We start from the raw sequence: 22,685 nt of genomic DNA, 5'->3' as shown, positions 1-22,685 counted from the left end.
GGCTTGCCGACGCCGATCCCGCCTACGCTGAACTAGTCGCCAAGCAGAGCAACCTCCTCGACCAGCAGGCAAAGCTAACGGTCGAGCGTGTCGGGCTTGTCGCGTCGATCCGGGCGGATACCAGCCGGGAAGTTGATCCCAAGGTTGCCGCACTGTTAGGCGATCCAGTGTCGGGCAAAGCGGCCTCACTGCAGCGAGTGGGTGAAATCGATACCCATCTAAAGACCATCACGAATGCGCTGGAAATCATACGAATAAGGCTTGCCGACGCTCGTTCAAAAGCCAGCCTGGCAGTCTGCGCAAAGGTCAAACCCGAGTATGCTCGCCGCGTCAAAGCGATGGCGGATGCCCTTGAACAGGTACAGGTTGCACGCGCACAGTACGATGAATTGCGTTCCGACCTAGACGCGAACGACGTTAGTTGGGGTTCACTTGTTCCGATGACTCCGGCATTCCTCGGCGACTATCGCGACGGACATATACCTCGCTGGCTAGGTGAAGCGAAAAGGGCGGGCTATTAAAATGGCGATTGAAAAAGCTCAGGCAAAGCGCGGGAATGCGCCGCGTAAGATTTTAGTGCGAGGCAAGCCGCTGGATATCAGATTGAACTCTGATCCCGTCGCCATTGCCCGTTCTATGCGCAGGGAATCTCCGGCCGCAAAGCGTGAGGCACGATTGCAGGCGTTGGAGCGTAAGCATGGCTTGCGCTGACTTCGAAACCCGCGCCAGTGCCCTGGATAACCCTAAGGCCAACATCATTAGCGGCTACGCCGCAACGTTCCACACCGAGGCCGTGATAGCTGGCGAGTTTGTCGAGAAAATTCAGCCAGGCGCCTTTGCTTGATCGTTGCGTGAGAATGACGTGGTTTTCCTCCTTCATCATGACCACGGGCGCGTGCTCGGCCGAATGAGCAACGGCACGCTCAAGCTTGCCGAAGATGCGAAGGGTTTGCGGTATAAGCTAACCGTAGACCCATCGACACCGGATGGTCAGGCCGTCATAGGCCTGGTTGGACGGCGGGATTTGAAGGAGTGCAGCTTTGGATTCGGAGTCCGAGCCGAGACATGGGTTGATGGTAACAGCTTGCCAGTTCGCACTCTGACAGAGATTACCCTGTATGAGTGCTCGATAGTTACTTGGCCTGCCTACAGCAACACCTCGGCCGCGTTGCGGTCGTTGGAAGCGCACCGCGCAAGCGAGATTGTTCGGCGGAAGATCGAGCTCGACCTGCGTATGCGAGGCGTCCAGGCGTGATGGGTGCCTGCGATCTCCGCACGACTTCTACAAGGAACCACAGGGCACTCGAACGCGTTACGCCGCAGGTTTCGGCATTATTTGGGCAACTTCGGTTTCGAGAAATATCGGCCCAAGAAACTAATGGTGTCATAGTCCACCTCGAGTTTACTGGCCATTTTTCTAACGCGAGTGTCGTCAAATTTCATATTTCCACCCCGTATAGTTATAATGGCGTCTTCGCTCTTTTTGATTGCCATCGCAGACTCTAAAAAAATTGTCGCTGACGCAAATGCCACGATAGCTGCCAGTTTTACCTGACTTTCAGAAAGAGGATCGTCTACCAATTTCTGCTTTATCAAATCAATACTTGCTGGAATTAGGTACCCTAACGTTGCGCTAGATCGTGTGGCTTGAGGAATAAATGCTTCGGCGGTTTCCGCGTACTTGAGTCCCTCTGTTTTTTGCCTCTCCAGATTCGCGTAACACCTATGAAAACATGTAGAGATTTGAAGGAGAGCGTCTACAATCAGCGCTCTCTCTCGATTTCGTTCGCGGCGGTCGGCAGCTTGTATCTCGAGTTTTGCTGCACTCAAAACAAAAGCGCCAGCTCCAAGCGCCAGACCACCAAGAAGAGTCTGGTATTGACCGACCCATTCAAATTTCAGCAAACCTAGAAAATCCGCTCCAATGAGCGACAAGCAGCGTTCTGGCGGACACCACTCGATCCAGACAGATAGTGCCCGAAATCCGAGTAGTACTGCCAGAATAACAATTGCTACCGTAGCAAGTCTGACCCAATTTTTCATACACTGTCCGTGCCCTTCCGACGTAACGATATACAAGGAGAAGTAATGTCAGCCCACAATATTCTAGCTTGTGGGAGGGGTGGGTCAAATCCCTCAAAACGCGACTGTTTGCGGACCGTTGTGGGGCCTTTCTGCGCATTTCCACAGTTCAAAATATGACCTCTACGCTTTCTTGGCGTCCCGCCTCTCAATTGCCTTCAGGTTCTTTTCTGGCAGTCCATTAAACATGCCATCCAAATGCTTGGGCTGAGTAATCATGATGTCCGCGACCATGTTGATGAGGCCAAAAAGCTTTTCAGCTGTTGCACGGTCATCTTTTAAATCAATCAATCCTGGATGGACTGCATTATTCCCAACTACACGTACAATATCTAACGCCTTTTGTACTCGAACATCTAAGCCCTTCTTCACTAAGGAAGCGATATCTTCGTCGATGTTGTTACCCTTCTCGTCAAGGTGGGCGCACAGCTTTTGGACGGCAAGCCGTAACAAGGCCGCCGCTCCCCTAGGCGATAAATTTAATATCGTCCCAGCTTCTTCGTAGTCGGCGCGTACATCTGGCGGCAAATCTGGGTTAGGTAAAGGAGCATCATGAGATGTCGGCCACATGAGACAGTCGTGCAGCCAGAGCGCGATATCTCCACAGTTGTGGCATTTCGATGCGTGGACGTTGACAACGTTCAGGTTGACGTATTTGTCCGCACCGTCAAAAAACGGAACTCCCGTCGAGGCTTTCCTTACCCACTTCTTGAGATCCTCTTGCTGCTCCGGGTCATCTATTCCAGAGAAATCTGCTTTTTCAGCTTCGTCAGGCAGCCAAACGTGGGGAGTCTCGTCGTCTCCGACAGGCTTAGAATAACAATTGTACCAAAATTGTTTGGCTAGGACTCCGCAGTGGGGACAGTTAAACCCCGTCAGACTCGATGACGGTGGTACGTACTTGGTTCGAACATCGGTCATCAATAGAATCCCCCGGTTATTCTTGGAATCTTTGTTACGACAGACCGTTAAACAATCTCAATAGAAATCAATCATCCCCAACCCGCCTTCGCGCGGGCATTCCCATCATAAGAGGCCAAAATGGCTGACGAATTCAATACGGCTAACGATGTCGTTCAAGGGTGCGCGCATACAATGATCGCCGCAGGTATGCCGACGCTTCGGAGTCCTAGTGCCGCGTCAAGCGGGCCATCGATTACCTATGCGCCAGTCATTGACGCAACCGGCGCCGACGCCGACGCGGTGGCGAGACTTGAGCAAGTTATGGACCGCCAACAGCGGGAATTTAGCGCGAACGTTCTCAAGTCAATGAAAACGCACAAGCAGACAAGGGCGTGGTCGTGAGGGTTTGCGTGGCGTTGTGGGCGGTAGCGATCAAGGTTAGTGACACGAAGCTTGCACCTCCGGGCGCACACCTGGCCAGCCTATGAGTAAGGATGCTTGCTGCTCGGAATGACGCAGTATACATTTCGAATCATGTCCATGGATTTGAATCCCGAGAAAGCTCTGATCTTCAGGATAGTCCATAAGGACAACCTTGGAGAAACTTTGAGCAATGGTTGTCATTGCAAAGCGACCACGCAAGAAAAGCCCTACGTGGTTATTGGTAATCCGGAGCTCATTAGCAAACGTGTTTCTAGGGAGGTTCCTTGCCCCCCCGGCGGCACGCTGAGCGACTATGTGCCGTTCTATTTTACGCCCTACAGTCCTATGTTGTATAATATCAAAACCGGGTATAACGGTATCACGAAACGGCCAATGAAAGACATTGTGATTCTAGTCTCTTCGTTGCGCCATTTGGTTGCAAAGAATGTCTCGTTTGTGTTTACCGATCGGCACGCCTATTTGCGGGCTGCGCTGTTCTCGAACGATCTGGTTGATCTAAATCGGATCATTTGGCCCACGTTGCAAGCACGCGATTTTAAACGGGATGATGTCGACAAGTTCGAGAAATACCAAGCTGAGGCTCTTGTTTACAAGCATGTGCCTCTAGAGGCGCTGTTAGGCATTGCCTGCTACGATGACAATGTAACGGCTGCTGTTAAGGCCGAAGCCAGAGATCGCAAGGTTGAGGTCAGGGTTTTGGCAAAAAGGGGATGGTTTCTTTGATGATTAGATTTGCCGAGGGAAATCTGCTCGAAGCTAATGCTGAGGCGTTAGTCAATACCGTCAACACTGTTGGTGTGATGGGCAAGGGCGTCGCATTAATGTTCAAAGAGGCCTTTCCAGAAAACTTTAAGCTGTACGAGGATGCTTGTGCGAAAAAAGAGGTCCGAGTGGGTGAAATGTTTGTGAGCCAGAATCGAGACCTTTATGGTCCGAAGTGGATTATCAACTTTCCTACCAAGGCTCATTGGCGTTACCCGTCGAGGATTGATTGGATATCTAAGGGTTTGGATGATCTCAAACGCGTTATAATTTCCAAGAAAATCAAGTCAATTGCATTGCCTCCACTCGGCGCGGGAAATGGTGGACTTGATTGGAGTGAAGTCAGGGACCTAATCGTAGCTAAGTTGTCATCGATGAGTGACGTGGAAGTTATAGTATATGAACCTACAAAAAAGTATCAAAACGTTGCGAAGCGCACAGGCGTGGAGAAGTTGACCCCTGCTCGGGCACTCATTGCAGAACTTGTTCGTCGCTATTCTATACTGGGTATCGAGTGCTCCTTATTGGAAATCCAAAAACTGGGTTATTTCGCCGAGCGCTTCGCCGCTTTGCACCAACTAGAAACTCTGAAGTTCGATTTCGAGGCTCACAAATATGGGCCATACTCAGACAGGTTGAAGCATCTTCTTAATTCGCTTGATGGAAGCTATCTGCACTGTGACAAGAGACTTGGTGACGCAGGTCCATTTGAACCAATCCATTTCGATGATGCTAAAAAGGATGTTGTCTCAGCATACTTTACGACTGAGGAAGCAAAACCATATAGGGCAGTTCTGGACTCAACGAGCCATTTGATCGACGGTTTTGAGTCTCCGCTAGGCATGGAACTGCTCGCGACAGTTGATTGGTTAGTGCACCAAGAGCATGCGCGTCCGAACGTTGATTCCATAAGGACGAGCCTTGCCCATTGGACGGGCGGCAAAGAGTCTGCACAACGAAAGGTGGAGCTTTTCGAGGACCGCATTATCGGGATTGCACTAGAAGCGCTTAGTGAGAATGAGCTGAGTCCCGCCTAATTCTCGAATGTCATTATAGTGCGATTGAGATTACCTCCTCCAGGCCTGCCTGAACTCTTGTTCGAACAATAATTTACATCCATGTGCGCGATCTTCGCTCTTGACGACATCAGAGCGCGTTCTCATTTTGTTCTCATGACACCCTACAGCAGCACAGACACAATCGGTGGTCTCCTCGATGACAATGGTTACACGCTGACCGCGCATTGCGGAAACAAGGCGTGCGGCCATCACGTTCGGCTCGATCTAGCGAAACTTGCGGAGAAACTAGGGCGCGATCATGGTGCAATGGCCAAGGATTTGCTGCACAAGATGCATTGTTCGGTCTGCAAATCGCGGTTTCTGCGATCAGCTTGAGTCCGAAGAATACTGGTGGCGGGTCCTAACACTTGGCGATATTGTTTTGAGCGTTGGGCTAGTAGGGCGGATGGGGGTGGTGAAATGAAACGTATTGTGTTGGCGGCCACCATGGTTTGTGCTGAATTGCGTCGAACGCGCAGGCCGGATTTTACGACGGTAACCAGCTTTATCAAGTGTGTGAGGCTACAAGCGACGTCAAGTCTGGAGTTTGCTACGGATACATTACCGCCGTTGCGGACGCCCTTGGCTATGCCCGCAGTTAGTCAAAAGCCAGACTGCCTTCGCGCTGGTGTAGCAGTCGATCAGGTCAGGCATGTAGTCGTGAAATATTTACGTGAAAATCCTGCAATCCGCGATCGACCTGCCCATGGTCTGGCAGTCATGGCGATAGTGAATGCCTTTTGTCCTAACAAATAAGTCGCCCTGCGCCACGCCTTGGTATTGTGCCACCGCATAGGCGGGCCTTCTAACCTACGCACTCGCTGCCGCCTCCGCTGCTTTCGCAGCCGCTTCCTTCTCTTTCTTTAATTCCCAAAGGCTCCCCGGGTCATCAAGAAATCCTTGAATTGAGCCGAGCCGACCCCCAACTCGAACAATCCGATCCGACCAATCTTTATGAGCGTCGAGCAGTCCTTCCGCTAGCATGGCAGCCATGGCTGGCTTAATCGCCTTCATGGGTTCGGCGGTTTTGTTGGTTGCCATGCCGAAAACGCTTACCACATCACCCGCGATAGAGGGTCCAAGCAACCCCAATCTTTGAATATTCGCTTCAAAGGCTGGTACATGATAACTCGGAAACGAGAACGGCACGTCTACGTCCTTTAGGTCCTTGTCCGCTGCTGCTATTTTCCAAAATCTGGTTTGCATCCGAAGCCAGGCCTGTCCATCGTGCACCCTCGACAAGAGTGCGATCAACTCGCCTTGAAGCGCTGCCGCCAACACCTTTTTTTCATATTCTCGCTCGTCCGTCTTAGCTTGGACCGCCATCTCTTGCTGGTGCGCTCTGGCATCCCTGTCCCTTGCGGATTGGGCCTCTTGGGAAGCGATCAAGTTTTTGAAGCCCGCCCTTGTAGTGAAGATGACGCCGGTAAAACCTATTACCGCCGACAACAGTGTTGCAAAACCCGGTGCCAGACCGCCACCTAGTGCGCGCACTACGAGATCGAATACTGGTTGGATATTGAGAAGTAGCCCTAATACCAATACGCTGACGCAAAGCCAGTTTGGAATAGGTGTGTTGCGGTCTATGGACATACTTGAGACTAGAGCGTCAAAGAGCCCCAGTACAAGCGACGTTGCGACGAACACTGTAGATAGACACAGCTTTCAACGATTCAACTCCTGCGCCACGCCCTTGCAGCCTTCTGCCACTTCGGCCTGCTTCTCACGGGCTCATTCTCGGGCGGAACAATATAAATATGGGATTCTCGTGCGGCTTCTATGAACGCCACACGCGCTATGGCAGGCGAACATTGGCCAGACAGGCACTGAAGCAGGATAACCTTTGCGTCAGAGAGTTTGGGTCCACCTCTTTCGGCTGGCCACTCCTCGACTACGAACTTTGCCGCGTCGTAAGCCGTGCCAATGCCGAGCATCTGGCCTGGGCGGTTCGTAAGGACTGTGACTGGTGCGAATGCCTTGTAGTCTTCTGCCATGGCGGTAGAGAAGCACAGCGGCTTTTGGGATTCCACTCCATCGATTTTCTTATGGTTTCCGCGCAAGGGCGAGCCCTTTGCGAGATCATCAAGGCAAGGCATCGATATCGAGTGGTTTGCACTGGCTCTCGGTGAATGCATTTTCAAAGCCAAACGGCTGCGTCAGCACTAGGGTGGAAGTATCGAATATGATCCTCCGAACCATGGAGCCTGGCGTATCACAATTAACGAGACTACCAGTCTCCTCGCAATCGTTTGCGTAGTTGCCGGAACCGCCTGCATAAATGTAGCCAATGCGCGGTGACAATAGCGTGGAAACAGCTACAATCGATTTATCTCCAACTTTGGCATAGCTATGGCCCCCAAATCGAGTGACGCTACACAGAAATGTGCCAGAAAAATCTCCGGCGCCAGCGTTGGTAGATGCCAGCACCAAAGCAAGAGTCGCGCTTAAGCGTAAAGTATTCATATGTCGCCCCTTTAATTTAGTTTTACCTTACCGAATTCTCCCAATTCAGCCAGTTTGTCCGATTGGCTGAATCGATATGATAAAGGCCAGCCTCGTGATTGAGACTGGCCTTCTATTTGATACACACGGCTGGAGTCGAACTAGCATTCTCAGATCCAATTACGGGTGAGGAGGTAAAAGCTCGCTCCGTCTACGTGTGTAAACTGGTTACGCCGCGATGGCGATAAAATGTGAAGCCGTGAAAAGCGCGTTGAGTCGCGATCGATGGACTTGGCCAGCTTGCATTCGAGGATTTAGGGGTAGAATTCATCGAGCGCGGCGTACGTACGTTATAGCAAGGGGTGAAACATGTTCGGCAGAAAAAATATGCACGACGAATATGCGAAGATCGTGCGTGAGATTGATGAGGGAGAACGTCGAGAACCCCAGCACAATCGACCCACTGAGACTAAGAGTAAGTGGGGAAGCGTCGATCCTATTGACCAATACGTCTTTGACGAGTTCTCATGGTTAGGCGCCACGATAGACAGATGGACCGATGATTCGTGGTCTCTCGAAGAGACGAACGACACCAATCGCCGAGCATCGTATCTCGACTCGCCAGAATATGGCCGTCGTTGGATCATCTATTACAATAAACTTGGGCTGGGATGGCTTGAGGTGAGCGCAACGCCAGAGCATATACTGGGTACTCTAGACGAATTTAAGGTGAAGCCGTCCGCACGAATCGACATGAGTCTTGATTTCATGCGTTTCATTCCCTCCGAAGACGCATTTGGGATGCTGTACAATCCTGCTTTTTTAATGCAATCGACGGAAGCGGGATACGATGCGGCGCGTGAGCGTGCGAAGTTAATCGCGGAATCTACAATGACACATTACATGTGGGATGTGATGCGGGCAGGGGAAGGTTATGTGCCTGACCTGGAATTCTCAGTAAGCGGGCCTTGGTCGGTGTTCAGCGAGACTGTGTCCCATTGGAAGAAGTCTGGCTTCGATCCCCGTACCGAAATGAGCGAGTGATTATACCGCTGAAGGTTTGCTCCATGTGCCATGCATGTTCCATTACGCGTTTTACCGTCGTTACCTATCCTTGTTTTTATTAGCTTTTTCTTACAGCAAGTGGAACATGGAAACCACCATCGTATTACACAAAAATAAATGCAAGTAATTGATTTGCTTGGGGTTTTGGATGGTGAGCGCGCGGGGGTTCGAACCCCGGACCTACTGATTAAAAGTCAGTTGCTCTACCGGCTGAGCTACGCGCTCCCCAACGAAGCCAGCTCGGTGGCCTCGGGAAGTGCGGCGGAACATAGGTGCGACTTGCCCATCGGTCAACAACTAATGTGGAGGGTTTTCGCAACAAAAAGCCTTGTTTTCGGCGGTTCTTGTATTTTTTGGCCGAAAGCGCCCTCTGCCAGGCAGAAAAGAACATGAACTGGAGAGGCATTGCTGCCAAACTGGCGAAAAGGTGATTGGAATTTCAAGGAGATTCGGCTTAATCCACCGCACGAACAAAAATGCCAGTGAAGGAGCGCGGATGGCGCTTGATGTTTCATACCTGACTGCTGCCGGCGCCGGCGCTCTGTCTTTCCTTTCTCCTTGCGTCCTGCCACTCGTGCCGCCCTATCTCTGTTATATGGCCGGTGTGACGGTTGAGGATTTCCGCTCGGATCAAGCTGCGGCGCGAATATCGCCGGTCCGGCAGGCGCTACTTCTGTCATCCTTCTGTTTTGTTCTCGGCTTTTCGACCGTTTTCGTACTCCTCGGCGCCGGCGCATCGACCATCGGCGGCTTCCTGCGCATGTGGCAACAGGAAATCGCCGTCGCCGCAGGCATCGTCATCATTCTCATGGGGCTGAACTTTCTCGGCGTATTCCGCCTTAGCTTCCTCTCACGGGAGGCGAGGTTCCAGACCCAGGGAGCGCCCGCCAACCCGTTCGCTGCCTATGTCATGGGGCTGGCCTTTGCGTTCGGATGGACGCCGTGCATCGGGCCGGTGCTTGGACCCATATTGGCGCTGGCCGGAGCCCGTGACACCGTCGCCGACGGCGCCCTGCTGCTCGCCGTCTATTCGCTGGGCCTCGGGATCCCCTTCATTGTCGCCGCGCTGTTTTCCGGAATGTTCATGCGGTTTCTGACGCGCTTCCGCATGCACCTTGGCAAGGTGGAAAAGCTGATGGGCGGCCTGCTCGTGCTGACCGGCATCCTGTTTTTGACCGGCGGCTTGCAGACATTCTCGTTCTGGCTTCTCGAAACATTTCCCATCCTCGGCCAACTCGGTTAAACAGACGGAAGTTTCCATGTTGGAAACCAATAGCGTGTCATGATTGGCCACGATATTGCCTTTAGCCCAACTGATCCGGAAGTCCGACATGACACCACGTTCCTGCCTCACGGTTATTCTCGCTGCCGGTGAGGGCACGCGCATGAAATCCTCCCTGCCGAAAGTACTCCACAACATTGCGGGTCTCCCCATCGTCGCCCACGTCGCCAAGGCCGTACATGGCGCAGGTGTCCGCGACATCGCGCTGGTGGTGGGCAAGGGTGGCGATCAGGTCGAGGCAGTAGTCCGTGCGATCGTTGCCAACGTGACCGTTCATGAACAGACCGAACGGCTTGGAACTGCCCACGCCGTGCTTGCAGCGCGCGAGAGCATTGCGCGCGGCTATGACGATATTCTCGTCGTATTCGGTGATACGCCGCTGATTGAAACAGCGGCTCTCGACCAGGCGCGCGCCAAGCTCGCAGACGGTGCGGATGTCGTCGTCATGGGATTCCGGCCAACGGTGCCGAACGGTTACGGCCGGCTGATCGAGCAGAACGGCCGTTTGATCGCGATCCGCGAGGAGAAGGATGCCAGTGAGGCCGAGAAGAAAATCGGGTTCTGCAATGGCGGGCTGATGGCGCTGCGCGGACAGACGGCGCTTGCCCTGCTGGACAAGATCACCAACGACAATGCCAACAACGAATTCTATCTCACCGATGTCGTCGAGATAGCCAATGCGGGTGGTAAATCCGTCGTTGCCATCGAGATTTCGCCCGACAATGTGATCGGCATCAATACCCGCGTTGAACTCGCCGAAGCCGAGGCGATCTGGCAGACGCGCAAACGTCGCGACATGATGCTGGCGGGTGTTACCATGCAGGCGCCGGAAACTGTTTTCTTCGCGCATGATACATTGGTGGAAGCAGATGCGGTCCTCGAACCGAATATCATTTTTGGTCCCGGCGTTTCGATCGCAAGTGGAGCGGTCATTCATGCCTTCTCCTACTTTGAAGGCGCGAAGATTGGCGCAAACGCCAATGTCGGACCCTTTGCCCGGCTTCGCCCCGGTGCGGATCTGGCAGCAAAATCCAAGGTGGGGAACTTCGTCGAGGTGAAAAACGCCAAGGTCGGGGTCGGCGCCAAGGTGAACCACCTGACCTATATCGGCGATGCGATCGTGGGTCCGGCGGCAAATATCGGTGCCGGTGCCATCACTTGCAACTATGACGGCTATAACAAGCATTTGACCGAGATCGGTGCCAACGTTTTCATCGGCTCCAATAGTTCGCTGGTGGCGCCGGTTTCTATCGGTGACAACGCCTATGTCGCCTCCGGCAGCGTGATCACGGCCAATGTGCCGGCGGATGCGCTTGCATTCGGCAGGGCGCGCCAAGAGATAAAAGAGGGGCGGGCGGTGCAATTGCGGGCACGCCATGCGGCGCAGAAATTAGCCAAGAAGGCTGACTAGGCACGCCTTTTGTTCGTGTGGGATTCTGTCACAGAAAGTGTTTTTCTGTAGCGATGAATCCGAGCTAGCCAGAGCTGGAAACTATTCGGGGTATTGGAGTCGTATATGTGCGGGATTGTTGGAATTATCGGGCGTGAGCAGGTAGCGCCGCTGCTTGTGGATGCACTGAAGCGGCTGGAATACCGTGGTTATGACTCAGCTGGCGTTGCGACCCTCGATTTTGGTGTGCTCGATCGCCGTCGGGCCGAGGGCAAGCTTGGCAATCTCGACAAGCTCCTGAAGGAAAATCCACTCGGCGGCACCATAGGGCTCGGCCACACGCGTTGGGCGACGCACGGTGCGCCGACGGTCCGCAATGCACACCCGCATACGACGCCTCGGCTGGCGGTGATCCATAATGGCATCATCGAAAACTTTGCCGAACTGCGGGCTATGCTCGAAAAGGATGGATACGTTTTCGAGACGGAGACCGATACGGAGACCGTCGCGCATCTGGTAACCCGCGCGCTCGATCGCGGCCTAGCGCCGGTCGAGGCGGTTCGCCAGACGTTGCCGCAATTGCGCGGCGCTTTTGCCATCGCGATCATGTTCAAGGGCGAAGACAATTTGCTCATCGCTGCCCGTAATGGTCCGCCTCTCGCAGTCGGCTATGGCGAAGGAGAGATGTATCTGGGCTCCGATGCGATCGCTCTAGCACCGTTCACCGATAATTTGTCGTATCTCGAAGATGGGGATTGGGCGGTGCTTACCCGCGACGGCGTCATCATTTATGATGAAAGCGGCGAAATCGTCGATCGACCCGTGCAGAAATCGGCGGGCACCGCGTTTCTGGTGAGCAAGGGCAACCACCGGCATTTCATGGAGAAGGAGATCCATGAACAGCCGGAAGTCATCTCGCACACGCTGGCAAACTACCTCGATTTCTCGAAGGGTACGATACGGTCTGGCGCTGCGCCGGTCGATTTCGCCAAGGTAGATCGCATCGCCGCTTCCGCCTGCGGCACAGCCTATTATGCCGGGCTGGTCGGGAAGTATTGGTTCGAACACATTGCACGCCTGCCGGTCGATATCGATGTGGCGTCGGAATTTCGCTATCGGGAAATGCCGCTTTCCAAAAATAGCCTTGCGCTCTTCGTCTCGCAGTCCGGTGAGACCGCGGATACACTGGCTTCCTTGCGCTATTGCAAGCAGCAAGGCCTGAGCATCGGAACTATCGTCAACGTCAAGGAATCGACGATGGCGCGCGAATCCAACACCGTATTTCCAACCCTCGCAGGTCCGGAAGTTGGTGTTGCCTCGACCAAGGCTTTCACCTGCCAACTATCCGTTCTGGCATCGCTGGCTGTGGCGGCCGGCAAGATGCGCGGTACGATCAGCGACGAAGAAGAGCGTCAGCTTGTGCGCGAACTATCCGAAATTCCGCGCTATGCAACGCAGGCGCTGAAACTCGAAGCTCAGATCGAGGCCATCAGCCGCGAACTCAGTCAGGTCAAGCACGCACTTTATCTGGGGCGTGGCACGAGTTATCCGCTGGCGCTCGAGGGCGCGCTGAAACTCAAGGAAATTTCCTATATTCACGCGGAGGGTTATGCGGCCGGCGAGTTGAAGCACGGACCAATAGCGTTGATCGATGAATCCATGCCGGTCATTGTCATTGCTCCGCATGACCGCTGGTTCGAAAAAACCATATCGAATATGCAGGAAGCGGCCGCGCGTGGCGGCAAGATCATCCTCATCACCGACGAGAAGGGCGCTGCAGCAAGCACATTGAAAACGTGGCATACGATTCTTCTGCCGGAGATGCCGGAGGTTATCACACCGATCGTTTATACGCTGCCGATTCAGATGCTGGCTTATTACACGGCGGTTTTCATGGGCACGGATGTCGATCAGCCGCGAAATCTGGCAAAGTCTGTGACGGTGGAATAACTGGTTCCCGCGAGTTATAAGGGCAACGACAACAGTTACGTCGAGAACTGCTATGCCCAAGATAGACATTGTCGCTGTACCGAAACACAAAGGTTCAGGCTATCCACCGCCATTTGACATACCCTGCGCCGATCGCATCCGCCAGCGCTTGGGCGACGCCGGTGGGCTTACCGATTTCGGTGTCAACCTCATGCACTTGCCGCCGGGCAATTGGTCGAGCCAGCGTCACTGGCATTCGGCCGAAGACGAATTCGTCTATGTGCTTGAAGGGGAGTTGGTGCTGGTCGAGGATGGCGGAGAGAGATTGCTTCAAGCTGGCGACTGTGCGGCCTTCCCCAAGAATTCCGGCAATGGCCACCATATGATCAACAAGTCGGGTGCGATGGCAGTTTATCTCGAAGTTGGGACACGCGCGCCCTCTGACATTACCATCTGCTCCGACATCGACATGATGAGTTCCCATGCCGACGGACGATTCGTACACAAGGATGGCAGGCCTTATCCCGACGCCTAGAGCAAATTTTGTCTGTTCAGAGCCGTTCTGCCGGAGGGAATTTGGTTCAAGATCAAGGGGTTTGGCGGCCGATGTTTATCCATCGGACGACGCCGAAGCCCGACGGAATTGGGCCAAATTCGCCCGGCCTTCCAGGATTTCCGCCTGGCGGACACCCACTTTGTCAGGCGGCGTCGGACGATGGAAAGACATCGGCCTCGCCACCTTCCGCGTGGATCGTCTCGCCATCCGCGAAACAGAACTGGCTTTGAATAAACAAAACTTGCTCTAGCCGGCGCGGAGCAATCGAACAGCTTCGTCACGTTCAAAGAGGTAAAGCAGGATGCGCAACGCTTCGCCACGCGTACTCTGCAATTCGGGATCCCGCGTCAGAATATAACGGGCGTCCTTGCGGGCGATCTCCAGAAACTCTTGATGCGCCTCGATGCTGGCGAGCCGGAAGCCAGGCGCGCCGGATTGTCGAGTGCCAAGCAGCTCGCCTTCCCCTCGCAACTTCAGGTCCTCTTCGGCGATCCTGAAACCATCCTCGGTTTCCCGCATGATCTTGAGCCGCGCCTGCGCGACCTCGCCAAGTGGCCCCTTGTAGACGAGAAGACAGGTCGAGGGTTTGTCCCCACGCCCGACACGGCCGCGCAACTGGTGCAATTGCGCAAGACCAAAGCGTTCGGCGTGTTCGATGACGATGATCGTCGCATCCGGAACGTCGACACCGACTTCAATGACTGTGGTTGCCACCAGCAATCGTGTCTCGCCGTTCTTGAATGCCAGCATGGCGGCATCTTTCTCCGGTCCAGTCATACGGCCATGAACCAGCCCGATCCTGTCACCGAGCAGAGGTTTCAATGATTCGAAACGTTCTTCGGCCGAGACGAGGTCGATGAGTTCGGATTCTTCGACCAGCGGGCAAATCCAATAGATTTTCTGCCCATCGGCTATTGCGGTCCGCATACGATCAACGAGCTCGCTTAACCGTTCCATCGGCAGGATCGCGGTGATGATCGTGCGGCGGCCAGCAGGTTTTTCCGTGAGTTTCGAAACATCCATATCGCCGAACGCGGTCAAGACCAGCGTGCGCGGGATGGGTGTGGCGGTCATGACAAGCATATCCGGCGCCGCCCCTTTGGAGGTCAGGAGCAGACGTTGGTGTACGCCGAACCGATGCTGCTCATCGACAATGACCAGCACCAGGTCGTGATAGGTGACCTTCTCTTGAAAGAGTGCGTGCGTGCCGACAATGATGTGGATAGCGCCATTCCGCAGACCTTCGAGGATATCTTCACGCTCGCGGCCTTTTTCACGTCCAGTGAGCAGTGCCGTACGCAGCCCTGCCTTCTCCGCCAGCGGGGTGATTGTGGCGTAGTGCTGGCGCGCCAGCACCTCTGTCGGCACCATCAGCGCCGATTGACCGCCGGCTTCGGCAGCGTGCGCCATGGCCAGGAGACCGACGACGGTCTTGCCGGAGCCGACATCGCCTTGCAGCAGGCGCAACATCCGATCAGGTTCGCGCAGATCGGCGATGATTTCCTTGATCGCCTGGCCCTGACTATTCGTCAGCGAATAGGGCAGGGCTGCAATGATTTTTGCCATGAGATGGCCGTCGCCTTCGAGCCTGCGCCCGGAAAGGCGCCGTGTTTTCAAGCGGACCAGTGCCAGTGCGAGCTGCCCAGCAAGAAATTCATCATAGGCCAGCCGCTGCCTGGCGGGATGATCGAGAGCAATGTCGCTCGGATCGCGTGGATTGTGCAGTACCTGCAGGGCGTAGCGATGCGACGGCAGGCCAAATTGTTCGAGGACTGGCGGATCGATCCATTCCGGCATGTCAGGTGCTCTCGCCAGTGCTTCCTGAATACCGCGTGCCAGCACTTTTGGAGACAGTCCTGCAGTCAGTGGATAAACAGGCTCAACCAGTGGCAGCGATGAAGCATCTTCCACACTGGCAATATGATCCGGGTGAACCATCGTCGGGCGCCCATTGAACCACTCCATGGTGCCGGACACGATAACCGTTTCGCCAACCGGCATGACTTTTTCCAGCCAGGCCTGCTTTGCATGAAAGAAGGTGAGGCCGATTTCTCCGGTATCGTCATGAGCGAAGACACGATATGGGACATTGCTACGACCACTGGGCGATGGCTGATGGCGGTCGATACGCACTTCCAGCGTGACGATCGCGCCTTCCGGGGCGTAGGCGATGCCTGGCCGGTTGCGCCGATCGATCACGCTATGCGGCGGCAGGTAGACCAGATTGCCGACGCGGGGCTCGGCGCCGGGCGGCTGCGTGCCCAGCAATGTGCCTAACAGGCCAGACACTTTCGGGCCGATACCGGAAAGCGAACGAACGGAGGCAAAGAGGGGATCAAGCAATGACGGACGCATGCGTAACGTTTAACGCGTTCGATTTGCGTTGCAAGGCTGACAGACGCGACAAGGCACGCTATACCCAGCCGCACCAATCACGCCCAATGCTTTTCATTGCCGTCAACGGAGCTAGTTCATGACTGGAAGCAGTCGCACCACCGCCGATCTGCAGCCGAGACAGCGAAAAATCCTGTTTCGCTCCTGGCATCGCGGTATGCGTGAAATGGATTTGATCCTCGGACAGTTTGCCGACGCCCACATCGACACCTTGTCCGATGATGAACTTGACCAATATGAAGCACTGATGGAAGCGCTCGACCGGGACCTGTTGAAATGGGTCACCGGGGAGGCTGCCGTTCCCGCCGCATTCGATACGCCGATCTTTCACAGGGTCGTCGCATCCCGCCAGAGAATGAAATTCTGAAATCGAAATGACTGCCTTTACCAAACTCGGACTGAAATCTGACTTCAACGGACACGTCGTCATCGACGGCGTTGTCGATGGCTATGAAGCTTTTGCTTTGGCGAAAGTGGTGGCTGAAGCCGGGGCAGGTGGTCCCGTGCTGTTTATCGCGCGCGATGGCAATCGCGTTGCCGATATCGAACAGGTGCTGAATTTCGTCCAGCCGGATTTGCCCGTGCTGCAATTGCCTGCGTGGGACTGTCTTCCTTATGATCGTGTCTCGCCCGGAGCCGATACATCCGCGCGTCGTCTGGCTGCACTTGCCGGACTTGCAGCTTTGCGCGAACAGAAGCATCCGGGCGTTATTTTGGCCACGGCCAATGCCGTTCTGCAAAAACTGCCACCGCGAAAAGTTCTTGCAGAGCAGCTTTTCACGGCGAAGCCCGGCAATCGGATCGACATGAATGCCCTGGTACAACGCCTTGAAAATAATGGATTTGAGCGCGTTCCAACCGTGCGTGATGTAGGCGAGTATGCCGTACGAGGCGGTATTCTCGATCTCTTCGCCCCGGGTGCCGAAGAGCCCCTACGCCTGGATTTTTTCGGAGATACTCTGGAAACGATCCGCACATTCGATCCGGCGTCGCAGCGAACATCAAGCCAAAAGAAGGAATTCTCGATGCAGCCGATGAGCGAAATCACGCTCTCGCCCGAGCTCATCAGCCATTTCCGTTCGCAATATGTGCAGAAGTTCGGAGCACCATCACGCGATGACGCGCTCTATCAGTCCATCTCGGAAGGGCGCCGCTTTGCCGGCATGGAACATTGGTTGCCTCTATTCTATGACAAGCTTGAGACGATTTTTGAGCATGTCGGCGATATGCCAGTGGTCTTCGACCACCTCGCGCACGAATCCATGGCTGAACGCCACAAGATGGTGCTCGACCACTATGAGGCACGCAAACGGCAATCCGACGGCAAGGAACCCGGCGACAGTATTCCATACAAGCCGGTCGAGCCGGGCTCGCTGTATCTGACACCTGAGCAGGTCGAGGCCTCGGCAATCAACTCAGGCATGCGCATCGACTTCACGCCGTTCGACGCGCCATTCGTCACGGGGAGAGCGGTTGTCCATGCCGGTGCGCATCGGGGGCGAACCTTCGTGGAGGAAAGGACCGCCAAGGACACCAACGTCTTCGACAGTGTTGTAAAACACATTGCCGATGAGCGCGCTGCAGGCAAGAAAGTGCTGCTTGCTGCATGGAGCGAGGGCACACGCGACCGGCTGGTGCAGGTTCTGAATGAACATGGGCGCGAAAAGATCGAGTTTGTCGATGATCTGAGAACGGTCAAGGCGCTCGCGCGCGACAAAATTACTGCGGGCATTCTTTCGCTGGAAACCGGCTTCGACGCTGGCGAACTCGTCGTTGTTGCAGAGCAGGACATCCTTGGCGACCGGCTGATCCGCCATTCCAAGCGCCGCAAACGCGACCGGGACTTCATCAGCGAGGTTGCCGCGCTGAACGCCGGCGATATCGTCGTGCATGTCGATCATGGTATAGGCCGCTTTATCGGTCTGAGAACAATCACGGCTGCCGGTGCACCACATGACTGTCTGGAACTGCACTATGCGGGTGATGACCGGCTCTTCCTCCCGGTAGAGAATATCGAGCTTTTATCGAGGTTTGGTTCGGAAACTTCGACTGCCGTGTTGGACAAGCTAGGTGGCGGCGCCTGGCAGGCCCGCAAGGCAAAGCTAAAGAAACGCCTGCTCGACATTGCCGGTCATCTCATTCGCATTGCCGCGGAACGGCAGATGCGCGGGGCGCCGATCCTGTTGCCACCGGACGGATTGTATGGCGAGTTTGCTGCGCGGTTCCCCTATGACGAGACGGAAGATCAGGATCGTGCCATTGACGCGGTTATCGACGACCTGTCGCTCGGCAAACCGATGGACCGCCTGATTTGCGGTGATGTCGGCTTCGGCAAGACCGAAGTAGCGCTGCGCGCGGCATTCGTCGCTGCGCTGAATGGCGTCCAGGTTGCCGTTGTGGTGCCGACGACGCTGCTGTCGCGCCAGCATTTCAAGACCTTCACCCAGCGGTTTCAGGGCCTGCCTGTCAATGTGGCGCAAGCATCGCGGCTCGTGGGCCCGAAGGAGCTGGCTGAAAACAAGAAGGGTATTGCAGAGGGGCATGTGGATATCGCTGTCGGCACGCATGCTCTGCTCGGAAACGGCATCAAATTCAAGAATCTTGGCCTGCTGATCATCGACGAAGAGCAGCATTTCGGCGTCAAGCACAAAGAACGGCTGAAAGAACTGAAATCGGACGTGCATGTGCTGACACTGTCTGCAACGCCGATACCGCGCACGCTGCAACTTGCCTTGACGGGTGTTCGCGAGCTTTCCTTGATTACCACGCCACCTGTGGACCGGATGGCTGTTCGAACGTTCGTCTCACCATTCGATGCACTTGTCATCCGCGAAACGCTGCTGCGCGAGCGTTATCGCGGCGGGCAGAGCTTCTATGTCTGCCCCCGCATTTCCGATTTGAGTGACATCAAGGAGTTCCTGGATGCTCAGGTGCCGGAACTGAAAGTCGCCACTGCCCATGGCCAGATGGCGCCTGGTGAGCTCGACGACATCATGAATGCTTTCTATGACGGGCAGTATGACGTGCTGCTGTCGACGACGATCGTTGAATCCGGCCTCGATATCCCGACCGCCAACACGCTGATTATCCACCGTGCCGACATGTTTGGCCTGTCGCAGTTGTATCAGTTGCGCGGACGCGTCGGGCGATCGAAGCAGCGTGCTTACGCGTTGTTCACGCTGCCAGCCAACAAGCTGCTGACGCAGACGGCGGAACGCCGACTCAAGGTCTTGCAATCGCTCGACACGCTGGGGGCTGGTTTCCAGCTGGCAAGCCATGACATGGATATCCGTGGCGCAGGCAATCTGCTCGGGGAAGAACAGTCGGGACATATTCGCGAGGTCGGTTTCGAACTTTATCAACAGATGCTGGAAGAAGCAGTTGCGGAGATCAAGGGTACCGGCGAAGTCGAGGACGGGCACTGGTCGCCGCAGATTGCGATCGGCACCGCCGTGATGATCCCTGAAACCTATGTTCCGGACCTGCAATTGCGTCTAGGCCTCTATCGCCGTCTGGCCGATCTGGAGGAGCTGCAGGACATCGACGGCTTTGGCGCCGAAATGATCGATCGCTTTGGACCACTACCGGAAGAAGTTCAGCACCTGTTGAAGATCGTCTATATCAAGGCCTTGTGCCGCCGTGCCAATGTGGACAAGCTGGATGCGGGTCCAAAAGGCGTTGTCATCCAGTTCCGCAACAAGACATTCAATAATCCCGCTGCACTGGTCCAGATGATCGGCGAGCAGGGTTCGATGGCGAAGATCAGGCCCGATCAGAGCATTGTCTTTGTGCGCGACTGGCCGACAGCAGAAAAGCGTCTCAACGGCGCAGCGGTCGTCATGACTCAGCTGGCGAAACTCGCTGAGGCCGCATAGTCAGACGGGACGCGGCTCAAAGCCATCCGCGGCCTGGCGTATGGCATCCGCCAGCGCCTCTGCAGATTGCGCACCCATGACGGCGTACTTTTGATCGAGGATGAAGCAGGGAACGCCGCGCACCCCGATCTGATTTGCGGTGTCGATTTCCTGGCGCACGCCGAGAGTATCGGCGTCGGTTGGCAACAGGCTTGCAACGATGGCGACATCCATGCCGGCTTGTTGCGCGGCTTCCAGCAAGATCTGGTGATCGCCGATGTTTTTTCCCTGTTCGAAATAGTAGGAAAAAAGGATGCCAACCATCTCATCTTGAACGTTGGGAGTCGCCTGCGATGCCCACCGGATAAGGCGATGTGCATCCAGCGTGTTAGGGCTCACTTCGATGGCTTCGAAGTCGAACTCGATGCCGGCTTCCTTGCCGAGCTCAGTCAATTGCTGATGAATCTCAAAGATCTTGTCGGAACTGCCGAACTTTTCCTGCATGTAGCGGTTGCGATCTTTTCCCTGCGGCGGAATCGTGGGATCGAGTTGAAATGGCCGCCAATTCACAATTACGTCGAGGTCGGGATTGAGCGCGAGGGCGCTTTCCAACCGCTTCCGTCCGAGAAAACACCAGGGGCAAACGACATCCGACACCACGTCGATCGTGAACTTTTTATCGGTCATGGCTATTCCTATCGTTTATCGGCCCACCACGTGGACAGCTGGTTACCGACCATGGACGTCTTGTCCGGATGTTGCAGGTGTGCCCATCGGGCGACCCATTGTTCGGGTTGGTAGTAGATCGGAACCATATAATGGCCGGAGATCAGGACTCTGTCGAGGGCACGCACAATGCTGGTAAATTCTTCGTCGCCGCGGGCGGCCAGCATCTTGTCCAGCAGTGCGTCGATGACGGGATCGGCTACCCCCGCATAATTGAAACTGCCTTCAACTTCTTTCGACTGGCTGCCCCAGCGGCTGAATTGCTCATATCCCGGCGAAAGCGAATTTGAATAGGCACCCAGGATAACGTCGTAATCGAATGTCTGCAGACGCTTTTGATACTGTGCGTCGTCGACTGTACGGATCGTAGCCCCGATGCCAAGGCGCTCAAGTGTGCGTTTATAGGCGAGGCCAAGACGCTCTTCGCCAACGGAGCGTGTCAGAATTTCGAATGAGAGCGGCCTTCCATGCGGGTCGAGCATCTGTTCGTTCTCGATCTTGTAGCCCCGGCTGACCAGAATGTCATAAGCGCGCTTCATTTCCTTGCGATCGCGCCCTGTTCCATCCGTTTTGGCTGGCTCATAGGTGCCGTCCATCACTTCCGGCAGCACCGCATCAGGATATGGCGCCAGCAGCGCGCGTTCCGTCGCGTCTGCGGGTTTGCCGAGTGCAGACAACTCCGAGCCCTGCCAGTAGCTGCCCAGTCTTTGATAGCGGCCGGCGTAGAGGTTGCGGTTCGTCCACTCGAAATCGAACATCAGTGCCAACGCTTCCCGCACTGCCCGGTCCTGAAACAAGGGACGCCGCGTATTGAAGGCGAAGCCGAACATGTTGGCAGGCGATCTTGACCGGAATGTCTCCCTGATGACCCGGCCATCTTTAACGGCGGGAAAATCATAGGATGTCGCCCATTTGTTCGGATCGCCTTCCATGAAGACGTCGAAAACGCCCTTCTTGAACGCTTCGAACTGCGCCTGATCGTTCCGGAAATACTCCACCGTCACCGTATCGAAATTGTTAAATCCGACCCTGCTCGGCAGGTCAGCGCCCCAGTAGTCCGGGTTTCGCTTGAAAACAATACGCTGGCCCGGCTGGACTTTCGAAACGATGTAGGGCCCGCTGGCGATCGGGACGGCCAAGGGCGAAGCGTCAAATTTGTCGATGTCGATCGCATGTTTTGGAAGGACCGGCATGAGCGCCAAGACGAGCGGAAACTCCCTGTTCGCCTGCTCGTTGAACGTAAACCTTACGCCGTGTTCGCCGACCTTTTCGATTTTCGAGATGAGTTTCATGCGGCTGCTATATGGCGGTCGACCCTTTTTGGTCAGAACATCGAACGTGAAGATCACATCATCGGGCGTCACCGGCTGCCCGTCGGACCATTTCGCCTTCGGATTGAGGGTGAACTCGACCCAGGTTCGCTCGTCATTGGTTTCAACCTTTTCGGCGAGCAAACCATACATGGTGAATGGCTCGTCAGCGCTTCGCTGCATCAGTGATTCGTAGACGAGATTGCCAAATTCAGAATCGCCGAACATGCCGCGTGCAGTTGTCCGCATGCTCTTGATCAGGAAGGGATTGAGGCTGTCGAATGTGCCAACCACACCGTAGGTAATGGAGCCATCCTTTGGCGCGGCCGGATTGACGTAGGGGAAATTCTTGTAATCAGCGGGCAGGGCAGGCTCGCCGTGCATGGCGATCCCATGGGTTGGTTCTGCAAAAGAAGCATCCGTTGCCGAACATGCTGCCATCAAGAGCGCCAGAATCTGCAAACTTCTTTTCAACATCGCCTCAACCT

General features: G+C 55.1%; 19 protein-coding genes, 1 tRNA gene and 1 pseudogene. 12 read left to right on the top strand and 9 right to left on the bottom strand.

What is annotated here, in order from left to right; translation table 11 throughout:
• The first annotated feature begins 167 nt into the window (after positions 1-167).
• Positions 168-521, top strand: a complete 354-nt coding sequence (locus J2X72_RS18965; protein ID WP_310074499.1) for a hypothetical protein — start codon at positions 168-170, stop codon at positions 519-521.
• Between the two features lie 176 nt (positions 522-697).
• Positions 698-1,255: pseudogene (locus tag J2X72_RS18960) on the top strand (HK97 family phage prohead protease).
• Between the two features lie 77 nt (positions 1,256-1,332).
• On the opposite strand, the gene J2X72_RS18955 reads toward J2X72_RS18960, so the two are convergent.
• Together J2X72_RS18955 and J2X72_RS18950 are read right to left on the bottom strand one after the other, a co-directional pair.
• On the bottom strand, positions 1,333-2,043 hold the full coding sequence (locus tag J2X72_RS18955) for a hypothetical protein (protein WP_310074497.1): 711 nt from the start codon (positions 2,041-2,043) through the stop codon (positions 1,333-1,335).
• A gap of 162 nt (positions 2,044-2,205) precedes the next feature.
• Positions 2,206-3,003: a DUF4145 domain-containing protein gene (locus J2X72_RS18950; protein WP_310074495.1), complete on the bottom strand. Its 798-nt coding sequence runs from the start codon at positions 3,001-3,003 to the stop codon at positions 2,206-2,208.
• Positions 3,004-3,525: 522 nt separating this feature from the next.
• On the opposite strand from J2X72_RS18950, the gene J2X72_RS18945 reads away from it, so the two are divergent.
• From J2X72_RS18945 to J2X72_RS18935, 3 genes are all read left to right on the top strand, one after another.
• Positions 3,526-4,152, top strand: coding sequence for a DUF4433 domain-containing protein (locus tag J2X72_RS18945; RefSeq protein ID WP_310074493.1), 627 nt, complete (start codon positions 3,526-3,528; stop codon positions 4,150-4,152).
• On the top strand, positions 4,152-5,228 hold the full coding sequence (locus J2X72_RS18940; RefSeq protein ID WP_310074491.1) for a macro domain-containing protein: 1,077 nt from the start codon (positions 4,152-4,154) through the stop codon (positions 5,226-5,228). The genes J2X72_RS18945 and J2X72_RS18940 overlap by 1 nt, the downstream gene beginning before the upstream one ends.
• A 441-nt stretch (positions 5,229-5,669) precedes the next feature.
• Positions 5,670-6,005: a Rap1a/Tai family immunity protein gene (locus J2X72_RS18935; RefSeq protein WP_310074489.1), complete on the top strand. Its 336-nt coding sequence runs from the start codon at positions 5,670-5,672 to the stop codon at positions 6,003-6,005.
• A 54-nt stretch (positions 6,006-6,059) separates the two neighbouring features.
• On the opposite strand, the gene J2X72_RS18930 is transcribed toward J2X72_RS18935, so the two are convergent.
• From J2X72_RS18930 to J2X72_RS18920, 3 genes are all read right to left on the bottom strand, one after another.
• On the bottom strand, positions 6,060-6,842 hold the full coding sequence (locus J2X72_RS18930; protein ID WP_310074487.1) for a hypothetical protein: 783 nt from the start codon (positions 6,840-6,842) through the stop codon (positions 6,060-6,062).
• An 80-nt stretch (positions 6,843-6,922) separates the two neighbouring features.
• A complete protein-coding gene (locus J2X72_RS18925; RefSeq protein ID WP_310074485.1) occupies positions 6,923-7,279 on the bottom strand; it encodes a DUF982 domain-containing protein in 357 nt (118 codons plus the stop codon).
• A gap of 52 nt (positions 7,280-7,331) precedes the next feature.
• Positions 7,332-7,712, bottom strand: a complete 381-nt coding sequence (locus J2X72_RS18920; protein WP_310074484.1) for a hypothetical protein — start codon at positions 7,710-7,712, stop codon at positions 7,332-7,334.
• A 348-nt stretch (positions 7,713-8,060) separates the two neighbouring features.
• Between J2X72_RS18920 and J2X72_RS18915 the strand changes: the two genes are divergently transcribed.
• On the top strand, positions 8,061-8,735 hold the full coding sequence (locus J2X72_RS18915) for a hypothetical protein (RefSeq protein ID WP_310074482.1): 675 nt from the start codon (positions 8,061-8,063) through the stop codon (positions 8,733-8,735).
• A 170-nt stretch (positions 8,736-8,905) separates the two neighbouring features.
• Here J2X72_RS18915 and J2X72_RS18910 read toward each other — a convergent pair.
• A tRNA-Lys gene (locus J2X72_RS18910) sits at positions 8,906-8,981 on the bottom strand.
• Between the two features lie 271 nt (positions 8,982-9,252).
• On the opposite strand from J2X72_RS18910, the gene J2X72_RS18905 reads away from it, so the two are divergent.
• The 4 genes from J2X72_RS18905 (at position 9,253) to J2X72_RS18890 (ending at position 13,892) form a co-directional block, all read left to right on the top strand.
• Positions 9,253-9,999 carry a cytochrome c biogenesis CcdA family protein gene (locus tag J2X72_RS18905; RefSeq protein WP_310074480.1) on the top strand — a complete coding sequence of 249 codons (747 nt, stop codon included), beginning with the start codon at positions 9,253-9,255 and terminating at the stop codon, positions 9,997-9,999.
• A gap of 88 nt (positions 10,000-10,087) precedes the next feature.
• Positions 10,088-11,449, top strand: a complete 1,362-nt coding sequence (gene glmU, locus J2X72_RS18900; RefSeq protein WP_310074478.1) for a bifunctional UDP-N-acetylglucosamine diphosphorylase/glucosamine-1-phosphate N-acetyltransferase GlmU — start codon at positions 10,088-10,090, stop codon at positions 11,447-11,449.
• Between the two features lie 105 nt (positions 11,450-11,554).
• Positions 11,555-13,378, top strand: a complete 1,824-nt coding sequence (gene glmS, locus J2X72_RS18895; RefSeq protein WP_310074476.1) for a glutamine--fructose-6-phosphate transaminase (isomerizing) — start codon at positions 11,555-11,557, stop codon at positions 13,376-13,378.
• A 52-nt stretch (positions 13,379-13,430) separates the two neighbouring features.
• Positions 13,431-13,892, top strand: coding sequence for a cupin domain-containing protein (locus J2X72_RS18890; protein ID WP_310074474.1), 462 nt, complete (start codon positions 13,431-13,433; stop codon positions 13,890-13,892).
• 267 nt (positions 13,893-14,159) lie between these two features.
• Here J2X72_RS18890 and recG read toward each other — a convergent pair whose 3' ends face one another.
• Positions 14,160-16,268: an ATP-dependent DNA helicase RecG gene (recG, locus tag J2X72_RS18885; protein WP_310074472.1), complete on the bottom strand. Its 2,109-nt coding sequence runs from the start codon at positions 16,266-16,268 to the stop codon at positions 14,160-14,162.
• Between the two features lie 118 nt (positions 16,269-16,386).
• Between recG and J2X72_RS18880 the strand changes: the two genes are divergently transcribed.
• Entirely contained in the window at positions 16,387-16,674 is a 288-nt protein-coding gene (locus J2X72_RS18880; RefSeq protein ID WP_310074470.1) for a succinate dehydrogenase assembly factor 2, read from the top strand.
• Between the two features lie 7 nt (positions 16,675-16,681).
• Positions 16,682-20,182: a transcription-repair coupling factor gene (gene mfd / locus J2X72_RS18875; protein ID WP_310074468.1), complete on the top strand. Its 3,501-nt coding sequence runs from the start codon at positions 16,682-16,684 to the stop codon at positions 20,180-20,182.
• Here the strand turns inward: mfd and J2X72_RS18870 are convergent, their stop codons facing one another.
• Together J2X72_RS18870 and J2X72_RS18865 are read right to left on the bottom strand one after the other, a co-directional pair.
• On the bottom strand, positions 20,183-20,848 hold the full coding sequence (locus J2X72_RS18870; protein WP_210004145.1) for a DsbA family oxidoreductase: 666 nt from the start codon (positions 20,846-20,848) through the stop codon (positions 20,183-20,185).
• 8 nt (positions 20,849-20,856) lie between these two features.
• Positions 20,857-22,674, bottom strand: coding sequence for an extracellular solute-binding protein (locus J2X72_RS18865; RefSeq protein ID WP_405044742.1), 1,818 nt, complete (start codon positions 22,672-22,674; stop codon positions 20,857-20,859).
• Positions 22,675-22,685 lie beyond the last annotated feature (11 nt).

It is taken from the genome of Phyllobacterium sp. 1468 (genome assembly GCF_031455525.1).
In the GTDB taxonomy this organism is placed as follows: domain Bacteria; phylum Pseudomonadota; class Alphaproteobacteria; order Rhizobiales; family Rhizobiaceae; genus Phyllobacterium.
Note: the sequence above shows the minus strand (reverse complement) of the source record. Positions and strands in the feature narration are given on the sequence as shown.

Coding starts and splice junctions, on each gene's coding strand:
- J2X72_RS18940 (WP_310074491.1), top strand. CDS start 4,152: ATGATTAGATTTGCCGAGGGAAATCTGCTCGAAGCTAATGCTGAGGCG.
- J2X72_RS18935 (WP_310074489.1), top strand. CDS start 5,670: ATGAAACGTATTGTGTTGGCGGCCACCATGGTTTGTGCTGAATTGCGT.
- J2X72_RS18880 (WP_310074470.1), top strand. CDS start 16,387: ATGACTGGAAGCAGTCGCACCACCGCCGATCTGCAGCCGAGACAGCGA.
- J2X72_RS18920 (WP_310074484.1), bottom strand. CDS start 7,712: ATGAATACTTTACGCTTAAGCGCGACTCTTGCTTTGGTGCTGGCATCT.
- mfd (WP_310074468.1), top strand. CDS start 16,682: ATGACTGCCTTTACCAAACTCGGACTGAAATCTGACTTCAACGGACAC.
- J2X72_RS18930 (WP_310074487.1), bottom strand. CDS start 6,842: ATGTCCATAGACCGCAACACACCTATTCCAAACTGGCTTTGCGTCAGC.
- J2X72_RS18945 (WP_310074493.1), top strand. CDS start 3,526: ATGGATTTGAATCCCGAGAAAGCTCTGATCTTCAGGATAGTCCATAAG.
- recG (WP_310074472.1), bottom strand. CDS start 16,268: ATGCGTCCGTCATTGCTTGATCCCCTCTTTGCCTCCGTTCGTTCGCTT.
- glmU (WP_310074478.1), top strand. CDS start 10,088: ATGACACCACGTTCCTGCCTCACGGTTATTCTCGCTGCCGGTGAGGGC.
- J2X72_RS18905 (WP_310074480.1), top strand. CDS start 9,253: ATGGCGCTTGATGTTTCATACCTGACTGCTGCCGGCGCCGGCGCTCTG.
- J2X72_RS18890 (WP_310074474.1), top strand. CDS start 13,431: ATGCCCAAGATAGACATTGTCGCTGTACCGAAACACAAAGGTTCAGGC.
- glmS (WP_310074476.1), top strand. CDS start 11,555: ATGTGCGGGATTGTTGGAATTATCGGGCGTGAGCAGGTAGCGCCGCTG.
- J2X72_RS18955 (WP_310074497.1), bottom strand. CDS start 2,043: ATGAAAAATTGGGTCAGACTTGCTACGGTAGCAATTGTTATTCTGGCA.
- J2X72_RS18870 (WP_210004145.1), bottom strand. CDS start 20,848: ATGACCGATAAAAAGTTCACGATCGACGTGGTGTCGGATGTCGTTTGC.
- J2X72_RS18950 (WP_310074495.1), bottom strand. CDS start 3,003: ATGACCGATGTTCGAACCAAGTACGTACCACCGTCATCGAGTCTGACG.
- J2X72_RS18915 (WP_310074482.1), top strand. CDS start 8,061: ATGTTCGGCAGAAAAAATATGCACGACGAATATGCGAAGATCGTGCGT.
- J2X72_RS18865 (WP_405044742.1), bottom strand. CDS start 22,674: ATGTTGAAAAGAAGTTTGCAGATTCTGGCGCTCTTGATGGCAGCATGT.